The 22205-nt window shown below is 37.8% G+C and carries 25 protein-coding genes and 1 pseudogene; 9 read left to right on the forward strand and 17 right to left on the reverse strand.

Translation table 11 applies throughout. From position 1 onward, the window contains the following. Nucleotides 1-39: 39 nt before the first annotated feature. The 4 genes from RHM67_RS12660 to RHM67_RS12675 all read left to right on the forward strand — a co-directional run bounded on the left by RHM67_RS12660 (nucleotide 40) and on the right by RHM67_RS12675 (nucleotide 5539). On the forward strand, nucleotides 40-333 hold the full coding sequence (locus RHM67_RS12660; protein ID WP_322227116.1) for a hypothetical protein: 294 nt from the start codon (nucleotides 40-42) through the stop codon (nucleotides 331-333). 177 nt (nucleotides 334-510) lie between these two features. After that, the gene (gyrA, locus tag RHM67_RS12665) at nucleotides 511-3111 is read left to right on the forward strand and encodes a DNA gyrase subunit A (RefSeq protein WP_322227117.1); all 2601 of its coding nucleotides are present in this window, start codon (nucleotides 511-513) and stop codon (nucleotides 3109-3111) included. 3 nt (nucleotides 3112-3114) lie between these two features. Next, on the forward strand, nucleotides 3115-4221 hold the full coding sequence (locus RHM67_RS12670) for a tetratricopeptide repeat protein (protein ID WP_322227118.1): 1107 nt from the start codon (nucleotides 3115-3117) through the stop codon (nucleotides 4219-4221). 67 nt (nucleotides 4222-4288) lie between these two features. Beyond that, entirely contained in the window at nucleotides 4289-5539 is a 1251-nt protein-coding gene (locus RHM67_RS12675; protein ID WP_322227119.1) for a hypothetical protein, read from the forward strand. Between the two features lie 478 nt (nucleotides 5540-6017). Here the strand turns inward: RHM67_RS12675 and RHM67_RS12680 are convergent, their stop codons facing one another. The 15 genes from RHM67_RS12680 to RHM67_RS12750 all read right to left on the reverse strand — a co-directional run bounded on the left by RHM67_RS12680 (nucleotide 6018) and on the right by RHM67_RS12750 (nucleotide 16154). Continuing rightward, nucleotides 6018-6293 carry a hypothetical protein gene (locus tag RHM67_RS12680; protein ID WP_322227120.1) on the reverse strand — a complete coding sequence of 92 codons (276 nt, stop codon included), beginning with the start codon at nucleotides 6291-6293 and terminating at the stop codon, nucleotides 6018-6020. Between the two features lie 28 nt (nucleotides 6294-6321). Next, nucleotides 6322-7545 (reverse strand): phage/plasmid replication domain-containing protein, encoded by a 1224-nt coding sequence (locus tag RHM67_RS12685; protein ID WP_322227121.1) that lies wholly within the window; start codon nucleotides 7543-7545, stop codon nucleotides 6322-6324. Between the two features lie 456 nt (nucleotides 7546-8001). Further along, on the reverse strand, nucleotides 8002-8268 hold the full coding sequence (locus RHM67_RS12690; RefSeq protein ID WP_322227122.1) for a hypothetical protein: 267 nt from the start codon (nucleotides 8266-8268) through the stop codon (nucleotides 8002-8004). Nucleotides 8269-8914: 646 nt separating this feature from the next. Further along, entirely contained in the window at nucleotides 8915-9493 is a 579-nt protein-coding gene (locus tag RHM67_RS12695) for a hypothetical protein (protein ID WP_322227124.1), read from the reverse strand. Then, a complete protein-coding gene (locus tag RHM67_RS12700; RefSeq protein ID WP_322227125.1) occupies nucleotides 9493-9939 on the reverse strand; it encodes a hypothetical protein in 447 nt (148 codons plus the stop codon). The genes RHM67_RS12695 and RHM67_RS12700 overlap by 1 nt, the downstream gene beginning before the upstream one ends. Before the next feature lie 5 nt (nucleotides 9940-9944). Continuing rightward, entirely contained in the window at nucleotides 9945-10472 is a 528-nt protein-coding gene (locus RHM67_RS12705; RefSeq protein WP_322227126.1) for a hypothetical protein, read from the reverse strand. Nucleotides 10473-10546: 74 nt separating this feature from the next. Continuing rightward, the gene (locus RHM67_RS12710) at nucleotides 10547-11122 is read right to left on the reverse strand and encodes a hypothetical protein (RefSeq protein ID WP_322227127.1); all 576 of its coding nucleotides are present in this window, start codon (nucleotides 11120-11122) and stop codon (nucleotides 10547-10549) included. Further along, nucleotides 11122-11847 (reverse strand): hypothetical protein, encoded by a 726-nt coding sequence (locus RHM67_RS12715; RefSeq protein ID WP_322227129.1) that lies wholly within the window; start codon nucleotides 11845-11847, stop codon nucleotides 11122-11124. The genes RHM67_RS12710 and RHM67_RS12715 overlap by 1 nt, the downstream gene beginning before the upstream one ends. Further along, a complete protein-coding gene (locus RHM67_RS12720; RefSeq protein WP_322227131.1) occupies nucleotides 11847-12140 on the reverse strand; it encodes a hypothetical protein in 294 nt (97 codons plus the stop codon). The genes RHM67_RS12715 and RHM67_RS12720 overlap by 1 nt, the downstream gene beginning before the upstream one ends. A gap of 130 nt (nucleotides 12141-12270) precedes the next feature. Next, on the reverse strand, nucleotides 12271-12687 hold the full coding sequence (locus RHM67_RS12725; RefSeq protein WP_322227132.1) for a hypothetical protein: 417 nt from the start codon (nucleotides 12685-12687) through the stop codon (nucleotides 12271-12273). 65 nt (nucleotides 12688-12752) lie between these two features. Then, on the reverse strand, nucleotides 12753-13685 hold the full coding sequence (locus RHM67_RS12730; RefSeq protein WP_322227134.1) for a hypothetical protein: 933 nt from the start codon (nucleotides 13683-13685) through the stop codon (nucleotides 12753-12755). 95 nt (nucleotides 13686-13780) lie between these two features. After that, nucleotides 13781-14107: a hypothetical protein gene (locus tag RHM67_RS12735; RefSeq protein WP_322227135.1), complete on the reverse strand. Its 327-nt coding sequence runs from the start codon at nucleotides 14105-14107 to the stop codon at nucleotides 13781-13783. A 358-nt stretch (nucleotides 14108-14465) separates the two neighbouring features. Then, nucleotides 14466-14684, reverse strand: coding sequence for a hypothetical protein (locus RHM67_RS12740; protein WP_322227137.1), 219 nt, complete (start codon nucleotides 14682-14684; stop codon nucleotides 14466-14468). 439 nt (nucleotides 14685-15123) lie between these two features. Then, nucleotides 15124-15663: a lysozyme gene (locus RHM67_RS12745; RefSeq protein ID WP_322227138.1), complete on the reverse strand. Its 540-nt coding sequence runs from the start codon at nucleotides 15661-15663 to the stop codon at nucleotides 15124-15126. 173 nt (nucleotides 15664-15836) lie between these two features. Further along, nucleotides 15837-16154, reverse strand: a complete 318-nt coding sequence (locus RHM67_RS12750) for a hypothetical protein (protein ID WP_322227140.1) — start codon at nucleotides 16152-16154, stop codon at nucleotides 15837-15839. Between the two features lie 687 nt (nucleotides 16155-16841). Between RHM67_RS12750 and RHM67_RS12755 the strand changes: the two genes are divergently transcribed. The 5 genes from RHM67_RS12755 to RHM67_RS12775 all read left to right on the forward strand — a co-directional run bounded on the left by RHM67_RS12755 (nucleotide 16842) and on the right by RHM67_RS12775 (nucleotide 20449). Beyond that, on the forward strand, nucleotides 16842-16964 hold the full coding sequence (locus RHM67_RS12755) for an SDR family NAD(P)-dependent oxidoreductase (RefSeq protein WP_322227141.1): 123 nt from the start codon (nucleotides 16842-16844) through the stop codon (nucleotides 16962-16964). Between the two features lie 496 nt (nucleotides 16965-17460). Beyond that, nucleotides 17461-17937 carry a DUF4442 domain-containing protein gene (locus tag RHM67_RS12760; protein WP_322227142.1) on the forward strand — a complete coding sequence of 159 codons (477 nt, stop codon included), beginning with the start codon at nucleotides 17461-17463 and terminating at the stop codon, nucleotides 17935-17937. Between the two features lie 4 nt (nucleotides 17938-17941). Continuing rightward, on the forward strand, nucleotides 17942-18397 hold the full coding sequence (locus RHM67_RS12765; RefSeq protein ID WP_322227144.1) for a GNAT family N-acetyltransferase: 456 nt from the start codon (nucleotides 17942-17944) through the stop codon (nucleotides 18395-18397). A gap of 12 nt (nucleotides 18398-18409) precedes the next feature. Next, nucleotides 18410-19033, forward strand: a complete 624-nt coding sequence (locus RHM67_RS12770) for an ATP-binding protein (protein WP_322227146.1) — start codon at nucleotides 18410-18412, stop codon at nucleotides 19031-19033. A gap of 39 nt (nucleotides 19034-19072) precedes the next feature. Beyond that, the gene (locus RHM67_RS12775; RefSeq protein ID WP_322227148.1) at nucleotides 19073-20449 is read left to right on the forward strand and encodes an MATE family efflux transporter; all 1377 of its coding nucleotides are present in this window, start codon (nucleotides 19073-19075) and stop codon (nucleotides 20447-20449) included. On the opposite strand, the pseudogene RHM67_RS12780 reads toward RHM67_RS12775, so the two are convergent. Together RHM67_RS12780 and RHM67_RS12785 are read right to left on the reverse strand one after the other, a co-directional pair. Beyond that, nucleotides 20438-21339: pseudogene (locus RHM67_RS12780) on the reverse strand (histone deacetylase). The gene RHM67_RS12775 and the pseudogene RHM67_RS12780 sit on opposite strands and share 12 nt — an antisense overlap. Before the next feature lie 5 nt (nucleotides 21340-21344). After that, the gene (locus RHM67_RS12785; protein ID WP_322227149.1) at nucleotides 21345-22202 is read right to left on the reverse strand and encodes a bestrophin family protein; all 858 of its coding nucleotides are present in this window, start codon (nucleotides 22200-22202) and stop codon (nucleotides 21345-21347) included. Nucleotides 22203-22205 lie beyond the last annotated feature (3 nt).

The raw sequence follows: 22205 nt of genomic DNA on the forward strand, positions 1-22205 counted from the left end.
CATTCGAGGGCAAATGGCAATACAGCGGGGGCATATACAATGGCAAAGCAGAGCAGCCATCCAAAAGACTATACCCTGAAACGAAATTACGATGCAGCGCATTATAATGCCCTTTTTATCGAAAATGGGCAGGAGCCAATAACCTACGAGCGCGGTGGCTACACACTAAAACAAGATACCTGCCTGGAAACCCAAACCTTTAGTGCAGAGCCTTCTAAGTTACTTAACGTCACCATAAAATATCGTTATCGCATCAGTAAGGACACCTTAACTTTTAACAGCGTTCTACCCAATGGAACAGTTGTTAAAGAATACTGGAAAAAGGTAAACTAAGGGTTCGTATTCCACATTGTAACTTTACTGTTGGTTTACGTTAAAAAAGGTGGAAAACAAGTATAAATGTTAGTAAAAAACACAGTATTTTGAGTATATTTTCTTAAATTCGCACGGTGTATAAAATCACTTTTTATACACGCATTTACTGTTAAGATTTTCCACTAAGAAAAACCAATGGCTGAAGAAACCGAAAACGAGAATTCGCACCAAGAAGACAGAATAATTTCGATAAATATTGATGAAGAGATGCGGGCCGCTTACATTGATTATTCAATGTCGGTTATTGTATCAAGGGCACTGCCCGATGTACGCGACGGTTTAAAACCCGTTCACAGGCGTGTATTGTACGGGATGCTTGACTTGGGTTTGGCAAATAACAAACCTTATAAAAAATCGGCCCGTATTGTGGGCGAGGTACTGGGTAAATATCACCCCCATGGCGATACATCGGTATACGATGCCATGGTACGTATGGCGCAGGACTGGAGCTTACGTTACCCATTTGTTGAAGGACAGGGCAACTATGGTTCAATCGATGGTGACCAACCCGCAGCAATGCGTTATACCGAGGCTAAACTGCAAAAAATAGCTGAAGAGATGCTGGCCGATATCAATAAGGATACTATCGATTTCCAGCTTAACTTTGACGACTCGTTACAAGAGCCAACCGTATTGCCTGCAAAATTCCCTAACCTGCTGGTTAACGGTGCATCAGGTATCGCGGTGGGTATGGCAACCAACATGGCACCACACAACTTAACTGAGATCGTTAATGCTACTATCGCATTAATTGATAATCGCCAAATAGACATAGCAGAGTTAATGACCTATGTTAAAGGTCCCGATTTTCCTACAGGTGGTATCATTTACGGTTACGAAGGCCCGCGCCAGGCTTTGGAAACAGGCCGTGGCCGTATTGTAATACGTTCAAGGGCCGAGATTGAAACTTACGGCAGTGACCGCGAGCGTATTATTGTTAGCGAGATACCTTACCAGGTAAATAAAGCTCTGATGATTGAGCGTACTGCCGAATTGGTTAACGATAAAAAAATTGAAGGTATATCTGCTATTCGCGATGAAAGTAACCGCGAAGGTATCCGTGTGGTTTATGAGATAAAACGCGACTCAAATGCGGCTATCGTGTTAAACAATCTTTATAAATATACCGCGCTGCAAACATCGTTCAGTGTAAATAACATTGCGTTGGTACATGGCCGCCCAATGCTACTTAACCTGAGGGATCTTATCCATCACTTTGTTGAGCACAGACATGAGGTGGTTATCCGCCGTACCAAATACGAATTGGCCGAGGCTGAGAAACGCGCGCACATATTAGAAGGTTTGCTGATTGCGCTCGATCATATCGAGGAAGTTATTAAGCTGATCCGCGCGTCATCAACACCAGACGAAGCCCGTGAAGGTTTGATAAGTACGTTTGGCTTGAGTGATATCCAGGCACGTGCCATATTGGATATGACCTTAAGGCGTTTAACCGGACTGGAACGCGATAAGATTCGCGATGAGTTTGATGCCTTAATGAAAACTATCGATTACTTAAAATCTATCCTTGCTGATGAAGGCTTGCGGATGCAGATCATCAAAGACGAGTTGATAGACATACGTGAGAAATATGGTGATGAGCGTAAAACTGAAATGGTACACTCATCTGCAGAAATGCAAACCGAAGACTTTATTGAGGATGAAGATGTAGTAATCACCATCTCTCGCGAAGGTTACATCAAACGAACTTCACTTACCGAGTACCGCCGCCAGGGCAGGGGTGGTAAAGGAGCTATAGGCAGCAACAGCCGCGATGCGGATTTTATTGAGCACTTATTAATAGCGAGTAACCACAACTACATGCTGTTCTTTACGGAGAGCGGGCAATGTTTCTGGTTACGTGTATTCGAGATACCGGAAGGTACGCGTACTTCTAAGGGCCGCGCCATCCAAAACATCATCAATATCCCTAAAGAGGAAAATATTAAAGCTTACATCAAGCTTAAATCGCTTAAGGATAAAGAATACCTGGAGAACAACTTTATTATTATGTGTACCCGTAGAGGTGTTATTAAAAAAACATCTTTAGAGGCATACTCTCGTCCGCGTGCAAACGGTATCAACGCAATCAATATTAACGAAGGCGATTCTTTACTGGAAGCAACATTAACAACCGGCAGCAGCGAAATTGTTATGGCACTACAATCTGGCCGTGCAATCCGCTTCAACGAAAGTACCGTTAGGCCAATGGGCCGTACCGCTACAGGTGTGCGGGGTATCAGTTTGGATAGCGAGAAAGACGAAGTTATTGGTATGATAGCCATTGATGATAAAGAAACAACTGTACTGGTTGTATCTGAAAAAGGATATGGTAAACGTACCGATATTGAAGATTATCGTGTTACTAACCGTGGTGGTAAAGGTGTTAAAACCTTAAACATTACTGAAAAAACCGGAAACCTTGTTGCCATTAAAGGTGTTACTGATAAAGAGGATCTAATGATCATCAACAAATCTGGTATCATTATCCGCATGGCCATAGCAGAATTACGTACTATGGGCCGTGCTACTCAAGGGGTGAGGTTAATTACCCTTAAGGGTAACGATGCAATTGCATCGGTTGCAAAAGTTGAGCACGAAGAGGATGAAGAAGTGATTGAAAGTGCTGAATTAGCAGAAAGCGCAGAGCAAACCGGTGAAGCAAAAAGTACTATTACTGACACCGACGAAAGCAAAGGGGAGGAGCCCGCTGCCGAAGACGATAAAACTGAATAATTAATGCAAAGCGGAAAAATCAGTTTATTGATTTTAGCGTTGTTTACCACATCTTTCGCCTTTGGCCAGTCCGAAGCGTTAAAGATTGTGGTTAACAACCTTGCTTTTTATAAGCAAAAGGGTGATCTTAAATATTTAAGTAACGCCAAAAAATCTGCCGATAGTTTAGTGGTAACACGTAAAGATTCTGCCGATTTGGAAAAAAATGTTTACCGCATTATTGTAAACTCCAGTATCCTTTACACTGATTCGCTTAATAAGCTAAACCAGCCGGAAACATTCCTGCCTCAAACAGCTGCTCTACTTGATAAGTTCCAGGAAAAAGGCAAGATCTATAAATATCAGCCGGAGTTGGATTATGCAAAACGTTGCCTGGCAAATGTTTATATCCGCAAAGGTTTTGCCTTGTCCAAAAGTGGCGATTTCAAGAACGCAGTGGATGTTTTTCAAAAGGCTAAAAGGTATGCACCCGCCCATAAACAAATAAATGCATATATAGCTTACGCCAGCAATAAACTGGGCAACCTGCAGGAAGCGGCCAACTACTATTCAAACCTAATAAATACAGATAGCACAAAGCTTGAGTATCTGGAAACCGCATCAACCATTTATAAGTCATTGGGCGATACTGCAAAGGCTTTACAAATAGTAAAAAAGGGAAGGAGACTATTACCTCAAAACAAGCAACTATTGCAGGACGAAGCTAATATCTATAATAACAAAAGGGACTACAAATCGTTAGAACCTTTAATAATATCATTGATAGATAACAACGCTAATAATTCCGAAATAACTTTTGTAGCCGCAAATTGCTATGATAATTTAAACCAGTATGACAAGGCGGAGTCTTTATACCTGCGAGCTATAGAGTTAAACGGTGTTGCTTATGAGCCAGTGTTTAATTTAGGTTTACTTTACTTTAAGAAAAGCACACTTAAGGGTAATAATGATGATAAAAACATTACAAGTGCTATATTGTGGCTCGAAAAAGCGAATGAAATGGTTCCAAAAAATAAAAAATGCCTGGAGTTATTGCAGTTAGCCTATACAAAAACAGGCAATCAAAACCAGTTAGAGAGGGTTAACAACCGATTAGAACAATTAAACTAATACACTATATATTATAGCTAAATCAGTTAAAGGCTATATTAACATTACCAATTTAAAACACTGTAGAATGAAAATTAAATTTCTAATGCTTGGCCTTTTGAGCCTTATTACCGCAACAACTTTTGCACAAAAAGGAGAGTTGAACACCGCACAAACAGAATATGAAAAATTTGAAGCTTTAAGGCAAGCACAGCCCATCATGGCTATACCAAGTTTAAAAAAGGCGAAAGAATCTATCGATAAAGCATCTGCAAATGAAAAAACAGCAGCATTGCCACAAACCTATGCTGTAAAAGCTAATATTTATGGTACACTTGCCGAATTGGATTCAATTGCTACAACATCCTTACCATTGTTTACAACTGCTGCTGAGGCAGCCGCCAAAGCCAAAGAATTAGATACAAAAGGGGAAAACAAAAAACTTATTGATAATGCCTACCTCGTTTTAGCACGTTACCAGTTAAACAAAGGCGTAAAAGAATACGAAACCGGCAAATATGACCTTGCTTACAAAGCATTTGATTTTTACCGCACCGTAATGCCCGAAGATACAAACGCTATACTTTACACAGGTTTAGCAGCATTAAATGCAAAAAACTATCCGGCGGCTATTACTAATTACAATAAACTGGTAACTACAAAATATTCTAAAGTAGAAACAGCTTATAGCGAACTTGCAGGCATATATTTAGAAAGCAAAGATACTGTTGGGGCTGTAAAAGCCGTTGGCGAAGGCTTGGCAAAATACCCTAATAATGCTGCGCTTAGAAGAACTGAAATTGAAATAAGCCTGCAACAAGGCAAACAAAAAGAAGTGCTTGATAAAATTTTAAGCGCACAGGCAAATGATCCAAAAAACAAAAGCCTTTATTATTATGCAGGTTTAGTTTATTCTAACTTAGGAGATGCTGCGGGCCAAAAAGTTGCTAAAGCCCCTGTTACAGGCAAAGCAGCTTTACAAGCTACAAGAGACCAAAACTTTGCTAAAGCGACTGAAATGTACAAAAAAGCGCTGGAGATTGATCCAAATTATTTTGAAGCTAACTTAAATATGGGTTACATTATTATATCTCCGGCTATTGATATTTACAATAATGCTAACAAATTGCCAACCAACCAGCAAAAAGCATATGATGCAGCCATGGCAAAAGCAAACGCACAATTTGAATTGGCTAAACCATATTTGTTAAAAGCGGTAGAATTACAACCAACTTCGTATGATGCATTAAACAACCTGCGTACATACTACCAGGGTAAAAAGGATAGTGCTAACTCTGCTAAAGTAACAGCACAGATAAACGCGTTACAGAAGAAATAAGACTCAATATAGAAGCCCTAATTAAAGCCCGTAAAAAAATACGGCTTTAATTAATATTATTACTTAACATAATAACTGTTACATATCTGATAATTAACAGTATGGTAACTGTAAATTTAAAAAGACTTAGTGTAGAGAACACCGATTGAAACTATTATATCTCCGTCATTTTGGCAGTAGGTAAGTAGATTATAAAATCAGTAACCAGTAGCAAAACCGAGACTTGCAAGTAGGTATGTTATCGCAACACCCTTACTTGCAGTAAATATAATATCTTGAAAGGAGAAATAAAATAGTAAATTCATAACTGACTGATTGTCAGTTAAATAATTTTTATTTAGTGTAAAAACCTCGCCCCCACTCTATCGCATTTTAAAAAGTTATTTTAATTGAATTTGCGATTTAAGGAACTTTAAAGGATAGAAGATACATTTTACTGTCTATAATTAAAGTCGCCTTAAGGGGGCTTATTTGAGGCTTAAAGCATATGAAGCAAAAGAGATAAAAATCCTTTTACTTCCTGCTTAGATTGATATTGATTTTGCTTTACCACAATCAAACTATCATTCGAATAAAGGTTTTTTTGGTTAAGCTGCAATAATTCAATATTCCGTTCCATTTTGTTTAGACCATCCGTATTATGGTTTATTTCAGAAACACGATTTTCTAATTTAGAAATCTGATTATTTAGCGAAATGTTCCAAACTAAAACGGCAAGGAAAAGAAGAGAGAATAATTTATTTATTTTAGACATAAAATTTATTTTAGGCCAAATTAATAAATTATTTTAAGTGATGGTGTCCAAAGTAATGCTGATAATCTGAATAGTCAAGAAAAGGTATTGCCATATCAGTAATGCGATTATTTGAAGTTATACCGAGTTCTTTTAATTTTTTTTGATAAACAAAAAAAGAAGAACGACCAAAGAGGCCGGAACGGCGAAGTTCATCAAGAGTGGTATGTTCAGTCAAAAGAGTTAAGGCCATAAGCATATTATTATTATATGAAAGCTTGCCGCGCAAGCCCTTGCTTGTGGCCGTATCTCTTTTATTATTGAGTTCAATAATTTTGTCCTTTACCTCACCCAGAGAAGTTTTTCTATCAAGTTGATATTTCTTTACTATATCCCAAAAGAAATTAAACATAACAGCAAAAATAGTGCTATCAAAAGCAACCGTTTGTTTTTCGATTGCGTCATGTTGGGAAACATGGGCAAAAACAAAATGCTTGCTTTGTTCGCAAAATGTAATACACTTATCATAGAAAATACGGTTTGTTAACCTGAATGATTTTCGTGCATTTTCATTTTTTAAAAATGAAACATATTTTGTATGTAATTCATTTTTTTCAAAAAGGTAATCAATTTGCGCCTTTCTAAAAGTAACCTCATATCGTAGTACTTTATCGGCTATCTCTTGTAAATCTTTCAAAGAATGACCCGTTGGGTTTTTCTTTGCAAGTTCCTTGCGATCATGGATTTTAAATTCCTCACCCTTGTGATAGATTTTAAACGAGTACCGTTTAGTTGTGTAAATAAAGCTACTATCATAGCAGCGATATTTATTTTTAGAAGACATTGCAAATTTTTGCAATAATTCTTTTTGCTCACCTAAGTATCGTAAAGCATCAACTTTTGAATTAAAAAATTGATTATAACACAAATCGAGCCTCAATAACTCAACATCGGCCATATTGATTATATCATACGTGTGTTTTATAAAAAAGCCTTTTACAAAGTCTAAAAGGTAATTATAAATAGTTACGCTATCCTGTTTAAAGTATTTTATAAACTGTAAAATATTAGTACCGAACATATATTTCGGTATGCTAAATTCAAAAGTTATGAAATCCTGCGTAATATTATAGAAATAGGATAAATTATAATTACTGGAAGGAATATGCAACTTAGCACGCTTGCTAAGTGGAATAATACTATCACTATCATGATGAAGTATAGCGCGAACCTTGTGATTTTCAAAGCATTCGCCAGTATCTTTGTCAACCATGAAGTTGGTTTCTCCTGTTCGTGTCGTGTGTTCGAACTTAGTAAGCGTAAGAGGATATTTTGAAACATTGTTTAGTTTAAATAAAATTGTGTCAATCATTAGGGTTAATACTAAAAACGTGATTCTAGCGGGGTTAAATTGTTTAAGAAGTAATGTAAACGGTGAGAACGTTGGGGAAGTGATAGAATATACCTATGAAACGATGTTCGCATAGAATAAAAATCGACAAAACCACGGGTAAATTGTTTCTTTTTTAAAAATCTGATTAATAAGATTTTTCTTTCGTTTTTTGTTAAACGTTCCATTGATGTAAGGTCTAAGGTTTAGTGTTAAACATATCTGATATAGAAATTATCAGTATTCGGGGAAGCCTAAGCACTATTATAGCAGAGGCAGTAACGCCAAGCAATAGCGCAGTTTGATGTAAAAATTGTAACATGATTAAAGGTTTAATTATTAGTCAATAGGGAAATCCAAAAAAATTTGTTTAGGTGTAATACCGTTTTTTTCGCAATGTTCAATATTCCTATCATGCTGTAAAGCACGACCGAGGCGAAAATCCTTTTCGCAGGAGGCACCAAGTTTTTTTTGATAATCCCATTTTAAAGCGTTAGCAAGAGGTAAGCAAACATCTTTAGGAACGTTGTACAGGTTAAAATCAACCGTGCCATTATCTACAGTGATTTCAATAGTAAGAGTTTGCGAGATTAGTAAATTTTCCATCTTGTGGGGGTTTTAAATCAAATACATAGAGTGAGTTTAAAAAATAAGTTTGGTCTCGATTAGCAGGAATGCTAATATTAATTTTCAGGTTACCAGTTTCAGACCTGAAATAAAATTTTGTGAATACCAAATGATATTGTATATCATAGCATAAAAATTTCATAATTATTTTAGATAAATATAGACAGTACCGTGTTTCCTAAAGAGCAAGCGTAGTTTATCAGTACGCATTTTTGAAGCCTTTAAAAGCACTGTATTAGCGTTAGTAGAGCCTAAGTAAATATGTAGCTGATTGGGAGAAACTTTAAAAGCTTTTCTTTTTTTCCCAAACCGAGCAAGGGGATAAATTACCATATGGTAATCCTTATTATAGGTGGAGTTAAAAAGTGACATTTTTAAAATAATAAACCCGCCCCTTATTAGGGGGCGGGAGTTTAAGAATAGTATTAAGAATTTGGTTAATACGGCAACGTATAGTTACGGTCATTATAACCATTCCGAGAACGTCGGAAATCTTTAAACCCATACGGTATTTTATTACCTAATTTTCGCCAAGTACGAACATTGTTACGATAACGAAAAAACGTACGAACTACAGGTATAAAGAAAATGAAAGGCAAAAAGAATAACCAATAAATTGGTTTCATTATTTACCCTTAATAAAGAAGAACCAAACGGCGGCCGCAGCAGCACCGATTAACGCAATGTTTTTCATTTTGTCGTTTGTTAAAAGATTAGTTAATAATTGGTTTTTGGGCGCATCCTTTCGGAAATCCCATGTTTTTGCATCCTTAGTATAACCAATGTGCAAACCCCATGAATAAACACCATACTCACCAATTTTAGTATCTGACTGAACAGCGTTCAATAAGGGTTCTACAAAATCGGGGGGAACGCCTATAGATAAAGCGTTTCCAGTAGTGTACAGGTCACTATCATGAAAACCAAATGATAGTAAATGATATTCAGGGGAGTGATAAGAAGCACGAATAGTAAAAGGGCAGTCTACCGTTTCCCGTAATGTATTAAGGGAAAGAAGAACGCCTTTACTTAATCGTGTTTTACTCAAAGGATTAGAAGTAAGTAACACCTTTAGTGTAAAATGGGGTATTACTTCATAATTGAGATTTGATTTTTTATCAAATACAATGTAATCACCGTCAATAAGAAATTTATTGTCGGTTGCATCATTTTTTAAACGAGCATCTAAATCTGATTTAGTCATTATAATGATTGCATTTTATTAAATTGTACAAAGTATGGATAGTTGACTGTTGAAATATCCACATGACCAAATTCCGTTTGACCTTCACCGCCCGAAGAACCGACAATTAGCGTATTATCAAAAGGGATACGCATAGTACGGGTAAAGAAAGGCGTTGCAGAAAAATGAACTTTATAACCTATATAATTTTGTGGTTTAGTACTGTAAGGAGTACACCAAAGTTCATTTGGTAAAATTTCCTGAGGAGTATTAGAAACTAAAACTCCGTTGGCATCGTACCAATCCAAAAAAATAGAAATGTCACTATTATTTTGAAGCACGAAAGCAGCTAAATTTTGCGGAATTATAGGGGGGTTCGCAGAAATATAAGCGTTAACAGCTTCCTGTTTAACCACACCTAACTGTTCAGCAGTTAATGTGATAGGTATACCAAATATAATGGACATAATTTTTAATTAGTAGGTGAAGTAGTTGGCATTACAGAAATATCAATCGGAACGCTTACATTTTCAAAATGAAATAAAGAACCGTTATTAGTAATTCGTGTAACACCGTTAATATTACATTGCATGTGCAATGTAGGACCGTTAACAGGGGGTGTAAATTCGGCCCGAATAGTAACATCATAAAGACCTGGAGGCAGGTTTTCGCTTATTGATGCCGAGGAATTAACATCCCTGTTTTGGTAATCGGTTGTACCCTCTATAAAGAAAGACACCACCATCGGCCTGTTAGTATTGTTACGAGCGTAGAGAGTGCCAGTAACAACAGGTAATGGGCATGTATTGGTGCTTACATAATCAGGTATGTAATTAATGTCCGAGGGAACATTAGGCTTTGTTATACCTGTTACTATGCCTGTGTCAATTGCAAACTGTTCGAGGGTTATGATATGAATATAACCATTGTTTGCACCGTCAACCTTAACACAAGGATCGAGGGGAACTTGACCACGCCAAGAAGTAACAGCACCCGACACAGGGTCGGAAGTAACAGTTTCGTCACAACATCTAATGTCATGAAGCGAAGATTTAATTATAGACCTAAAGCGCATTATAAGATAATTGCGACGTAGCCCGATACACCGATTTCAAATTCTATTGAAGGTGTAAACGAACCTGTTCCAGTTGAGATAATTGTAAATGTACCGTCAGGGTCAATAACAGCATTGCCGCCACTAATTTCAATATCTGTAATATAGTGTAAGGCAGAACGGTTAAAGACAAAACCAGACGGGTCACCTTTAGGGTATTTTTTCAAGATAAAATCTTTGAAAGAAAGCCCGCCGTGTGATGTTAAACCCGATGATATTTGAACAAATTGACGTTTAACACCGTCAAGATTAAATGATAATAGGGTATAAGCTAACCCCACATCGACGAAAGCGTCAAGAGGGGGCAACAGAAAATCCATATATCCCAAGTAGGTACTATTTTGAAATTGTACCGTCTTGTGATATTCTAAATTTGTTTGTAAAAACATATCGGAGGGATACAAAAGCACACCAACAAAAGGGTTAATATTTTCGAGTGAACGAGAAGAATTAACTTTTGTTAGTAATGTTTTTGCGTACTCCTCCGTTCCGTAATCGATATATTTTACAATGAGGTTGTTTAAAGTTTCATTCATTAGGGTAATACGTTAATAATGGATGCAATTGATTTTTCTTTAAGTTCACTATCTGATAGTATCATTTTAATAGCATCTTTAAAAGTGTATCCTTTCTTATTGTCTGTAAACAAACCGTCCTGAATACTCCAATAAGTAAAACCATCTATAGGACGAGTTCCGTAAACAGAAGCTACAAGTCTAAGTGTTTGTATATTGGATTTTTTTAAATTTGCTATGATAGATGAGTGATTAGGAAACATTCTATCAAACATTTCATGCCAGTTAAGTGCTAACTGAATGTGCTGATTTGATATAGAAAGCCCTTTAGTACTAAGTGAAGAGGCAGTGTTTTTTAAACTATCGGCTTTAGACTGTTCGGTACTTACAAATGTTCCTGCAAGGGCTTTCTCGCCCCTGTCTTGGGTATTGCTGATAATATTTGAAGCACCGCCAAAAAACATGTTATAAAGTTTAAAACCTGCAATGCCGACAGCACCAAGAATTGCAAGATTAATAACAGCACCAATATTGATATTAGGCATGTTAAATTTTGGCATCTTGAAGGATGCTGTAGGTTTTTGTTGCACGTAGTTAGGTTTTGAAGTTTGTGGACGCCTCAATGGGTGAGGTGGCAAATCACTTTTGCGGGTATTGGAATATTCAGAACCACTTTGTTTATTCAAATAATCCGTAAGCTTAATTTTACCACTTGACCAGTCGGCAAAGTCCTTATCGAATGACATTAGTCTGTATTGTGTAATTCGGTCGGGTCATCCGCTGGGTTCATCAAATCTTGAATAAAGCGGAGAATAAAAAAGTAAGACATTGCCAAAATTAGACGGCCATACCAACTATCAAGTTGCTGGAAACCCATTTCAAAAATGGATGGTTTTTCGCCATTGGCAATTTTGTCTTTTATTTTTTTTGCTAAGGTTTCATACCACAGCTTGCAATCGTCATCAATTCGGGCATTTTCCATTGCAGTAGTGGGCGCAGCCTTGCGAAGTAATTGATTAATAAGTGAAGGAAGTTCCATGTTATTTTTAACTGATTTTAAATACAAGCCACTTTATTATTAAATGGTACAAGTATTTGGTTTAATTAATAAGGTTGATTAGAAAGGTTAAAAAGACTGTTTAAAGGTATGCCCATTTAAGGGCATACTTTTAATAACGGCGGGAAGAACCGCTTTTTGAAAGAAACAAAATAGCGATACCGCCGAGGGCAACAGGTAATAACCAACGTGGTAAACCACTTGTTGTGTTATAACCGTCAGAAGCGCGACCACCAGTACCAACGTTTACGTCAAGTTGGGCATGTGACCTACCCTGAAGAAAATCAGTAATAGAATCAAACATTCCAACAATTGTAGAACCGAGAGATTTGCCACCATAATTAGAATTTGGGGGAGTACCAATATTCAAAGAGGGGGCAACCATAGCGGGGGCGGGTATGGCATTAGAAGTTGTTTTTTTATCAAAAACATTTGAAAGGCCTGAAAGACCGATTGAAGAACCAACAACACCAAGTGCAGCTTTTCCAATCAGTTTTGCGCCCTTACCAAGAAAAGAAAAAATAGACATTTTTTTTAGATATTAAAAACGGGCTGCATAGCGCAACCCGTTTTGTAAAAAAACTACCTAAGAAATTACTTTTTTAAGGTCGTTGCCTGATCAAGTTTTTTCTTAGTTTGTTCATCGAAAGAGGCAACTTTTGCGTTTGCTTTTTCGATGATAGTCCAATCAGTATCGTAATTCCAAGTAACAATATAATTGGTTGCGGCTGTAACGTTTGGAGCGTTAAAGGAAATGTCGAGGGTAACAGCATCAAATTCCTGATTGAAATCAGTTAAAAGGAAACTTTGGTCGTTTTGGATTAACGCCGCAATGTCGTTTGCCGAATTTGAAATTAATTGGTTCCCAAATTGTGATTGCTTTTTGGCAATCAAATCCGAAAAATTAAATGTGTCATCCAATCGGTCAGATGAAAAAACAACATTGTTTACAACGTTATTTTTAAAATCTGTCTTGTCAAAGTTGAGCAATGCCAGGCGAATAAGATTATCGCCTACCATATACTGATTTGAAGCCTCATTCTGTTGAATAACCATTGCACGGATGCGAGGTATCATTTTTTCAACACCGTAACACTTCATTGGTTTTACTTCTAGATAACTTGCAGCCTCTAAAGAGGGGTTAAGAAATAAGCCTGAATTTGTTTGAACCTCGACGTAAATAGTATCACCTCCATGCAAGTCAATAACACCGCCTAAAGGGATATTAAAAGAAATCATAGATGACTGCCCATTCACAAGCTGTTCAGCTATAGGCGCACCAGTAGCAAAAGCAGCCTGATTTAACGTATTAAGAGTTGAGGCCAATCCTAAAATCTTTAAGTTAGATTGCATGATAACATGAGGTTTGTTATCACGGTTTAAAATAACCTGAATGTTAGCTTTGGAAAAATCAACTTGTTGCGAGCCGGCGTCACCAACACCGTTCAACATAGCTTTTACTGAAATCGCATCGAACTTGATATTTTGTAAAGTCTGATTTTTAATTTCTAAGTGTTTAATTTGCATTGTTATGAATTTAAGTTTAAAGTCTGTACGCTTCGCACAGACTAATTGAAAAGTTTAATTAATTAATTTATTTATAATGCTAAGATTGTTAAATCTTATTTTTTTGTAAAGCGGTCAATCATTGGTTTGATGTAATCTTTACCAAAAAACATACCACCGCCTATTACGGCAATCCATATCAAAATGGAGGGCATACGAAAACCGAGTAAGGGTACACGGCGAGAAAAACCACCGCCACCAGAACGGCGTTGCCTAAAAGATGAACGGCCACGAAATGGAGAACGGAATGAACGGGATGAACGATTGTTAAAACGCATAGTTTTGGTTTTTTTTGAAGTTTTACGTTTCGCGCTTAAAGCACGAATTTTTGCACGTAATCGCATAACCATGGAAGGTTTCTTTTTGCGGGTTGTTAGTGCCATAAGAAATAATGAATTAATTGGATAATAGTCCAGTCGACTGGACTGTATGTACCGTGTTACTAACTTGGTACATTAATTGAGAGCAGGAGTAGCTAAGCGAAGACCGCTTATAGGGTCGTTACTTACTTTGTGAAGCTCTATAATGCCCCGTAACGCTTCATCCCAAGTAACACCAAGGTGAACGCCAATGGCGTTAAGAAAGGTGATTGTATCAGGTGTAACGTACAATCGGGCAGCATACGGAGAGCCAGTTATTTCACGCCGTTTCAGGCGTAAATGGCCGATTTTCATAGTGGAAACCTTTCCGTAATCTTTAAGTTCGCTTGTAATGGCCTTATCAGGCGTTTTAAGCGACTTTTTAGTTTTGTGGGGTTGTGGCCTTATCAACATTGTATTTTTTGTTTACGAACGTTAAAACAACCTGCGAAAGAGCAGACAACAGAAAAGGAACAATAAGGGTAATTACAGTTCCTATAAAGGAATGTTGTTCCAATGGCGAGGCCAATTGAGTAGGAACGGAAGCGACAACACCACCCGCAAGAACACGGGCAGTATCGCTTGTGAGGGAATCAAGCATTTAATTAGGGGGTTAAGGATTTGATAAATAGTTAATTAGAAAGTAGCAGCAGGAAACGCCAATCTTAAAGGCTTAGCAAAGGCCGACACTTTTTGACCAATGTCCGCTTATATTGCATATTTTACTACCATTTTAAAAGGGTAGCCAATGCTTTAAAGCCAATAAGAAAGGGGTTTCTCTTGCAGCGTTTTTTGATGAAATGTCAGGTAAATGTATTAAAAGGAAGTAGGGCGATTGTTTTTTGTAAAAGAACCTACTTGTTTTCTGTAATAAAAGACATTACCATAACACCATTGAGGGTGTTTTTTGTCGAGCCATATATATAGCCTGCGAAAAGATGCAGGAGCGACAAGCCCATGAAATTTAGTAAATTTTTCAGCATCCCGAGTGGGAGCGGGGGATAGCTTGATTATAACGTTGTAAGTTTTTGATTTAGGCATTATGACAGCAGCATATAACCAACAACGAGGCCGGCCGCCGCGATCATAGCACCCTTAGCGACAGGTGACTGAAATAAATCAGCCTCATCCGAGCGGCGGGAAGAAAGGGAGGTAGATACATAAAGTTGCCCGTCATTGTTAGACCGTGTTTTATTGTACAACTTCATATTATCAGTAACCGCAACCATATTATGTGGATTGCTGTTATAAGTGGATATGACCTTATTTAATGCACCCTCACCACAATTATAACCAAAATCAACAAGCGCATCAAATTGGTTTTGATTAGGCTTTATTCTGCATTTAGAGTTGATTAAATTTTCAAGAGGGGCAAGGTCAGAAGCAAATAGCTGTTCAGCTTTAGCAATAGAAATATCCGCAGAAAGGAGGGAATTTTCATTATTCTGTATTTGATGGCCGTAGCCAATAGAATAAAGTTGTTTTCCAGTTATTGGATTTTTACTGTCTTTATATGCTTTAGGACGAAAAGCTTCAGTACCGCGTATTGCTTTTTGTTGTTTAATAGATGTTCTAAGCATAATGGCGGGGGGTAAAAGGACGGCGAGGATTAACAGTCTTTAAACCGAGTTCAGAATATTTTGACAACTCTTTAAGAGGTATGTAAATATCAGACTGGAAAGCGGTTAATACCTTGCCGTCATTACGTAATGGGAAAACAAAATAAACAAGACCGTTAGAACAGGAAATTATCTCAATTATCAACAGGTTTGAGTTCACCTTGAATAAGCCCGCTTGACCTGGCATTAAGTTCAGAGGTTTTTCGAGAATTTGGCTTGACATTTTTCATAAAGTTAGAACCAAGTGAATACAAAATCAATTCAATTGCTTTGACCTCCAATCTAAAACGCCGATTATAATTTTCGGCTATAGTTTTGTTTGGGGATTTGTAAGTTTTTAAATTGTAATTGTACTGATTTAGTTTTGTGATATAATAAGTTTCTAAAGAAGCAAGCAGACGTTTACGGTCTGCATTTGTAAAGAATGTAACCAAAGGTTTTTCTTTTGTCATAATGTAAGTAGTTAGGTATCTGTTAAATACCTACTAAGATGAATTTTAATTAGCATAGTTTAAAGGGGTTTAAAAAAATTTACAATAGATTGAAAAAGAAATAAACTAACCATAAACAGAAGCCTCCGAAAAGGGCACCTGCTAAAAGTTCAATCAGGGTTAGGTAAGTAATGAATTTGTTGTTTGGCCAATGGCCATACTTTTGGAAATACCAAACGTAGAAGTCTGAAATCATAAAAGTTAATTTGAGGGTTTATAGATTATAAGCGACTTATGATAGTGCCGTAGCACTTTGTCGACTGGAATTTAAAGAGCGTTTAGAACGCTTGAAAACGGTTGCAGCGCAAGCCACAACCGTTTTTACATTAAACCTGTAAAACATGCTGTTAACGTATCGTAATACTAAGCACGTTCAATGGGTTAGTGTATAGGGATTTAGACAGAAAAAAATAGTATTTATTTTTTCGTCTAAAGAAATAATAGTTTTATTGTAATTCGCATAATGTCAAAGAGTTAGCTTCGATAATTTCAAAAGTCTGATAATTAACATTATGTTAAACAGTTATTATCATGCAAATAACGTATCAAATAGCTATTTTCCATAGTGCACCATCTTTGTATTGGTGATGTTATAAGGGTTATAAATATTATCTAAACTTGCTTCACAAAAACAATTAATACACAATAATGGATTTACAACTAAAAAATAAAATAGCATTGGTGACTGGCTCCACAGCCGGTATTGGTTACGGTATAGCAAAGTCATTAGCAACCGAAGGCGCTGTAGTTTATATAAACGGACGCGATTAAAATAAAATTAATTCAGTTGCACAGAAATTTTTTTTGCAGAAACCGGCAACGAGAATATTAAACGCATTGCTGCTGATTTTTCCGACAAACAACAAATAGAAAATTTAATTTCACAATTGCCCGAGGTTGATATCCTAATAAACAAAATGGACTGCCCCCAATAAGTGGCCAACTTTTCGGGGGCAGTCCAGCAATTTCCCGGGCTTCTTTGTAGATATAAAGAACCAATTACATTGATTTCTTAGTAGTAGCTTTTACAGTAGTGTCTTTCTTAACTGTATCTGGTATAGTAGTTGTAGGTGCTACGGCTGTGGCAGAATCTGTGCTTGCACTATAGCTACCGCCGGTTTTTTTCTCAGAATTAAGTTTGTTTAATAAACTTGATCTTATTATGCAAAGGTTGCGCCAAATGGCAAGGTTTCAGGTACTTTAAATGTCAAAATAATACATAGTTAACTCAATACTTTTAACGATATTTTTCTGATATTTAACGGTAATGGTTATATCAGAAAATGCCTTTAAATGGATCATGCGCCTCTATCCTCCCCTTTTATTTCAGCGGATTTGTGTGGTTGGTTTTGATAAAGGCTTTAAGGGCGTAAGAGTTAAAGTTTTTAAGAGTTTATTTAACAAAAATTATAACGGATCGATATTCGGCGGGACAATTTTTGCCGCGGCTGATCCTTTTTACCCGGTACTGTTTGACAGAATTCTGAAAGCGCCGGGTAGCAGGTTTCGGATCTGGTCTAAATCCTCCAGGATAGATTTTTTAAAGCCCGCCCTCTCCTCTTTATCGTTTCATATAATATTAACTGATGCTGATATTGAACAGGCCTTACATGCGTTAAATACAACGGGGAAATATGAAAATGCTTTCCCGGTAGAGATATATAACACCAGTAATGAAGTTTGCGCACAATTAATGAACGAGGTTTACATACGCGACCTTAATTTCACACTAGCCGACACCTAATAAGATGCCAGTATTTATGAACGATGAGGCCTTCATCAAAAAAGGCTACCAAATATCAACAGATAAAACATTACTGGATTTTGACGCGATATTTAATTATCTTGACGGTCAATCATATTGGGCAAAAGGGATGCCACCTGAGAAGTTAAAAAAAGCCATAGCGCATTCATTATGCTTTGGGATATATAGAGACGGCATACAAGCCGGGTTTGCGCGTGTAGTGACAGATATGGCAACATTTGGTTACCTATGCGATGTGTTTGTACTACCGGCACATCAAGGAGTTGGTTTATCAAAATGGCTAATGCAAACCATTATGGCCCATCCCGGTTTGCAGGGCTTGCGCCGGTGGTCGTTAGCTACACTTGATGCACACGGGTTGTATAAACAGTTTGGTTTTACGCCTATTACCAACGCCGAAAGATGGATGCAGATTTTCACGCCTTATATAGCAGATTAAAGGGGATTTGATATGAATTTAAAGCGACAGATTTTTGAGGGTGAAGGCGTATCACTTGATTTTAAAAAAACCATTACTAGCTGCGAAAAGATTGCAAAAACAATGGTATCGTTCGCTAACAACGTTGGTGGCAGGTTGCTTATCGGCGTGCTCGATGATGGTACTATTAAAGGCGTAAAGGCTGAGGATGAAGAACGCTATATGATTACTAAAGCAGCACACTTTTTTGCACGCCCTGCTTTGGAACCTTTATTTGAAGAAGTATATTTTGATGGGAAACTGATACTTGTAGTAGATATTCCTGAAAGCCCAGATAAACCACACTATTCACTTGCCGAAGATGGCAAATGGTGGGTATACATCCGTGTTAAAGATAAAAGCGTATTGGCCAGCAAAGTAGTGGTTGATGTGTTAAAGCGTTCTGCTGATGATAACGGTGTACTGATAGAATACTCATCTAAAGAAAAAGCTCTTTTAGAACACCTCGATAAAGAAGAACGCATCACCGTAAAGGAGTTTTGTACTTTGCTAAATATAGGCAGGAGACGCGCGCAACGCATCCTTGTCGATCTGGTATTGAGCGGCATACTTCGAGTTCACACAACCGAAAAAGAAGAGTTTTACACAGCTTCCTGATTTACGGGGCTATTCGCTACTTTTGCTCCCCGCAAATAAATGAAAGCCCTCTACCAAAAATATCAATTTTACTATCGCGACAGTTTAAAACTGGCTATACCTATTGTGTTATCTCAAATTGGGCATACGCTGGTACATTTTTCAGATACCATCATTATCGGGCAATTTGCAGGCACAATCGCTTTGGCAGCTGTTTCTTTATCCATCAGCCTGTTTATAGTACCTTTTGTAATGGCATTAGGTATAAGTTATGGCATCACTCCATTAATTGCACAACACAATGGCCGGAAGAATTATAGCGAATGCGGCAGACTACTCAGCAACAGTTTGGTGCTAAACGTTATTACTGGCATAGTCCTTTTTCTAATATTTTACCTGGGAGTAGCGTTTTTCATCGGCAAGCTTCACCAATCCCCGGATGTAGTGGTACAGGCAAAGCCATTTTTAATATTGCTTTTATCATCGTTAATGCCCTTAATGGTGTTTAATACCTTTAAGCAATTTGCCGAAGGTTTAGGTTTAACCCGGCAGGCCATGTATATTACCATCATCGGTAATGTGATCAACATTGTGGTTGGGATAGTTTTGGTAAAAGGGATGTTTGGGATTGTACCAATGGGCATCAAAGGTGTTGGCTATAGTACGCTGATTGACCGTTGCCTGATGGCTATTGCTATGTGCATCTACGTTTTTAGGTCGCCAAATTTCAAGAGATATTTAAGCGATTTTGCTTTTAAGAATATTGACAAAAATAGAATAAAGCAGCTGTTAAAAATAGGTATGCCGGTTGCTATGCAATCGACATTTGAAGTAAGTGCATTTGGTGGGGCATCTATTATTATTGGCACCATCGGATCGGTACCGCAGGCGGCGCACCAAATAGCGTTGAATTTGGCCAGCATGACTTATATGATTGCCGCCGGTGTTTCATCAGCCTCGGCCATACGATCCGGTAATTACTTTGGCTCGGGCGATCATTATAAGCTTAGACTTTCGGCTATATCCAACTACCATATCGTAATTGTGTTTATGTGTTGTACGGCTATCATATTTACGATGTTAAACCAGGTTTTACCCTTGATGTACACCTCGGATAAAAGCGTGATACACATTGCAGAACAGCTACTTATAGTTGCAGCTTTCTTCCAGTTATTTGATGGTACGCAAGTTGTTGGCTTAGGCATATTGCGTGGTATGGGCGATGTTAAGATCCCAACCTTTTTGACGTTTTTATCTTACTGGGTAATTGGTTTACCGGTAGGTTACCTATTAGGAATTGTACTTGGCATTGGCGTTGTCGGCGTTTGGTTTGGTTTGGTTGCCGGGCTGGCATCTGCCTCGTTAATGTTGTTCCTTAGATTTCAAAAGATAAGCAAGAATAACAACCTTATCATCATTAACGACCTAAAAGTATAGATCATTGGCTACGCAATAGGTATTGCAATGCGCATCCACAATATCTTTTATCTGCGGCGAATAACCTCCACCCATGCTAACCTGCACTGGTATGCTTCTAGACTTGCATTGCTCAAACACAAACCTATCGCGCTCTTTGCAAGCTTCTTTAGATAGGGCAAGCTTACCCAGTTTATCGGTTTCCAAAATATCTACTCCGGCTAAATAAAATATAAAATCGGGGTTATGCGAATTGATTAGTCCTGGTACAGTATTATACAATAATTTTAAATAATCGTTATCTCCTATCCCATCATCCAACGGGATATCAAGATCAGACCGCTCTTTTCTAAATGGGAAATTCTTATCGCCATGCATAGAAAACGTGAATACCCGTGATTCATTTTCAAAGATCTGAGCGGTTCCGTTACCCTGGTGTACATCTAAATCAACAATTAAGATGCTTTTAGCTAAATTTTTATTTAATAGGTAGTTAGCCCCTATCGCCTGATCGTTCAGCATACAAAAACCTTCGCCCCAATTGGTACCGGCATGGTGGGTACCACCGGCTACGTTAAACGCTACACCATACTCAAAAGCATAGTGGCAGCCATCAATAGTGCCTTGTGCAATCCGGAGTTCACGCTCTACTAATTGCGAAGATAAAGGGAAACCAATGCGCCTTTGCTCTTTTGTGGTAAAGTTAGATCACGGAGCTGACACCAGTAATCCTTATCATGAGTTAACAGGATTGTTCCTTCTTCAACAGCTTTTGGTGAAAATAAATTGTCTTGAGTGATTATTCCCTCGTGCAGCAGTTGCCCTGGTATCAATTCATATTTAAGCATCGGGAACCGGTGCCCGGTCGGCAGCGGGTGCGCATATATCGGGTCGTAAGCTATCTTGAGCATGTGTGCTATTCGGCAAATATCTCGTCGACATGCTTTTCGATATTCTCGCAGATATTATCCAGCGGCAAGTCGTTCGCATCATAACCAAACGGGTCTTCTATCTCCTCAGCAATCAGCTCGATACTGGCGAATACAAAAAGGATAAACCCGATGATTGGCATAATAAAATACTTCAGGTCAAACGCCCAGGTTAAGGGCAAAGTCATGATATAAGTGAAGATAAACTTTTTAATGAATACACTATACGAGAACGGAATTGGCGTTTTACGGATACGCTCGCAACCGCCACAAATATCTGTAAATGAAGTTATTTCAGTAGTTATACTAATCAATTGCTCCGGGTTTATCTGGCCTTCTTTATTTAAACGGTAAACCTGTTTAATTATGGCTGATGCTATTTGGTTGGGCACATGTTTGCTGCCATCGGTAACTAATATGGTTTGGTCGCCGGGCACGTATTCATCACGCAAATGCTCTTTAAGCGAACGCGCATAAAGCGGGATGGCATAGTTGAAAAAGGCTGCATCTTTATCACTGACCAAATGTTTTAATTTTATAGCCAGGTTACGGCTATTGTTGGTAAGGCTGCCCCAGATCTTGCGGCCTTCCCACCATCTATCGTATGCCGAATTGATACGGAATGCCAGCAATAATGAAAACACAAACCCGATTGTCTGGTGCACATAGATCACTTTACGTAGCATGCTGGTCTCTTCAAGCTTCCATACATCAATCAGTAAAAAAGTAACCACACCGGCATATAGGCTAACACATAGCATCAGTGGAAACAATTCGCGTAATGTATCAGCCTTGTTAAACCTGAAGATAAGCGAGAACCATTGTTTAGGGTTATAGTATATCATACA

This window comes from Mucilaginibacter sp. 5C4 (genome assembly GCF_034345625.1).
Lineage (GTDB): Bacteria > Bacteroidota > Bacteroidia > Sphingobacteriales > Sphingobacteriaceae > Mucilaginibacter > Mucilaginibacter aurantiaciroseus.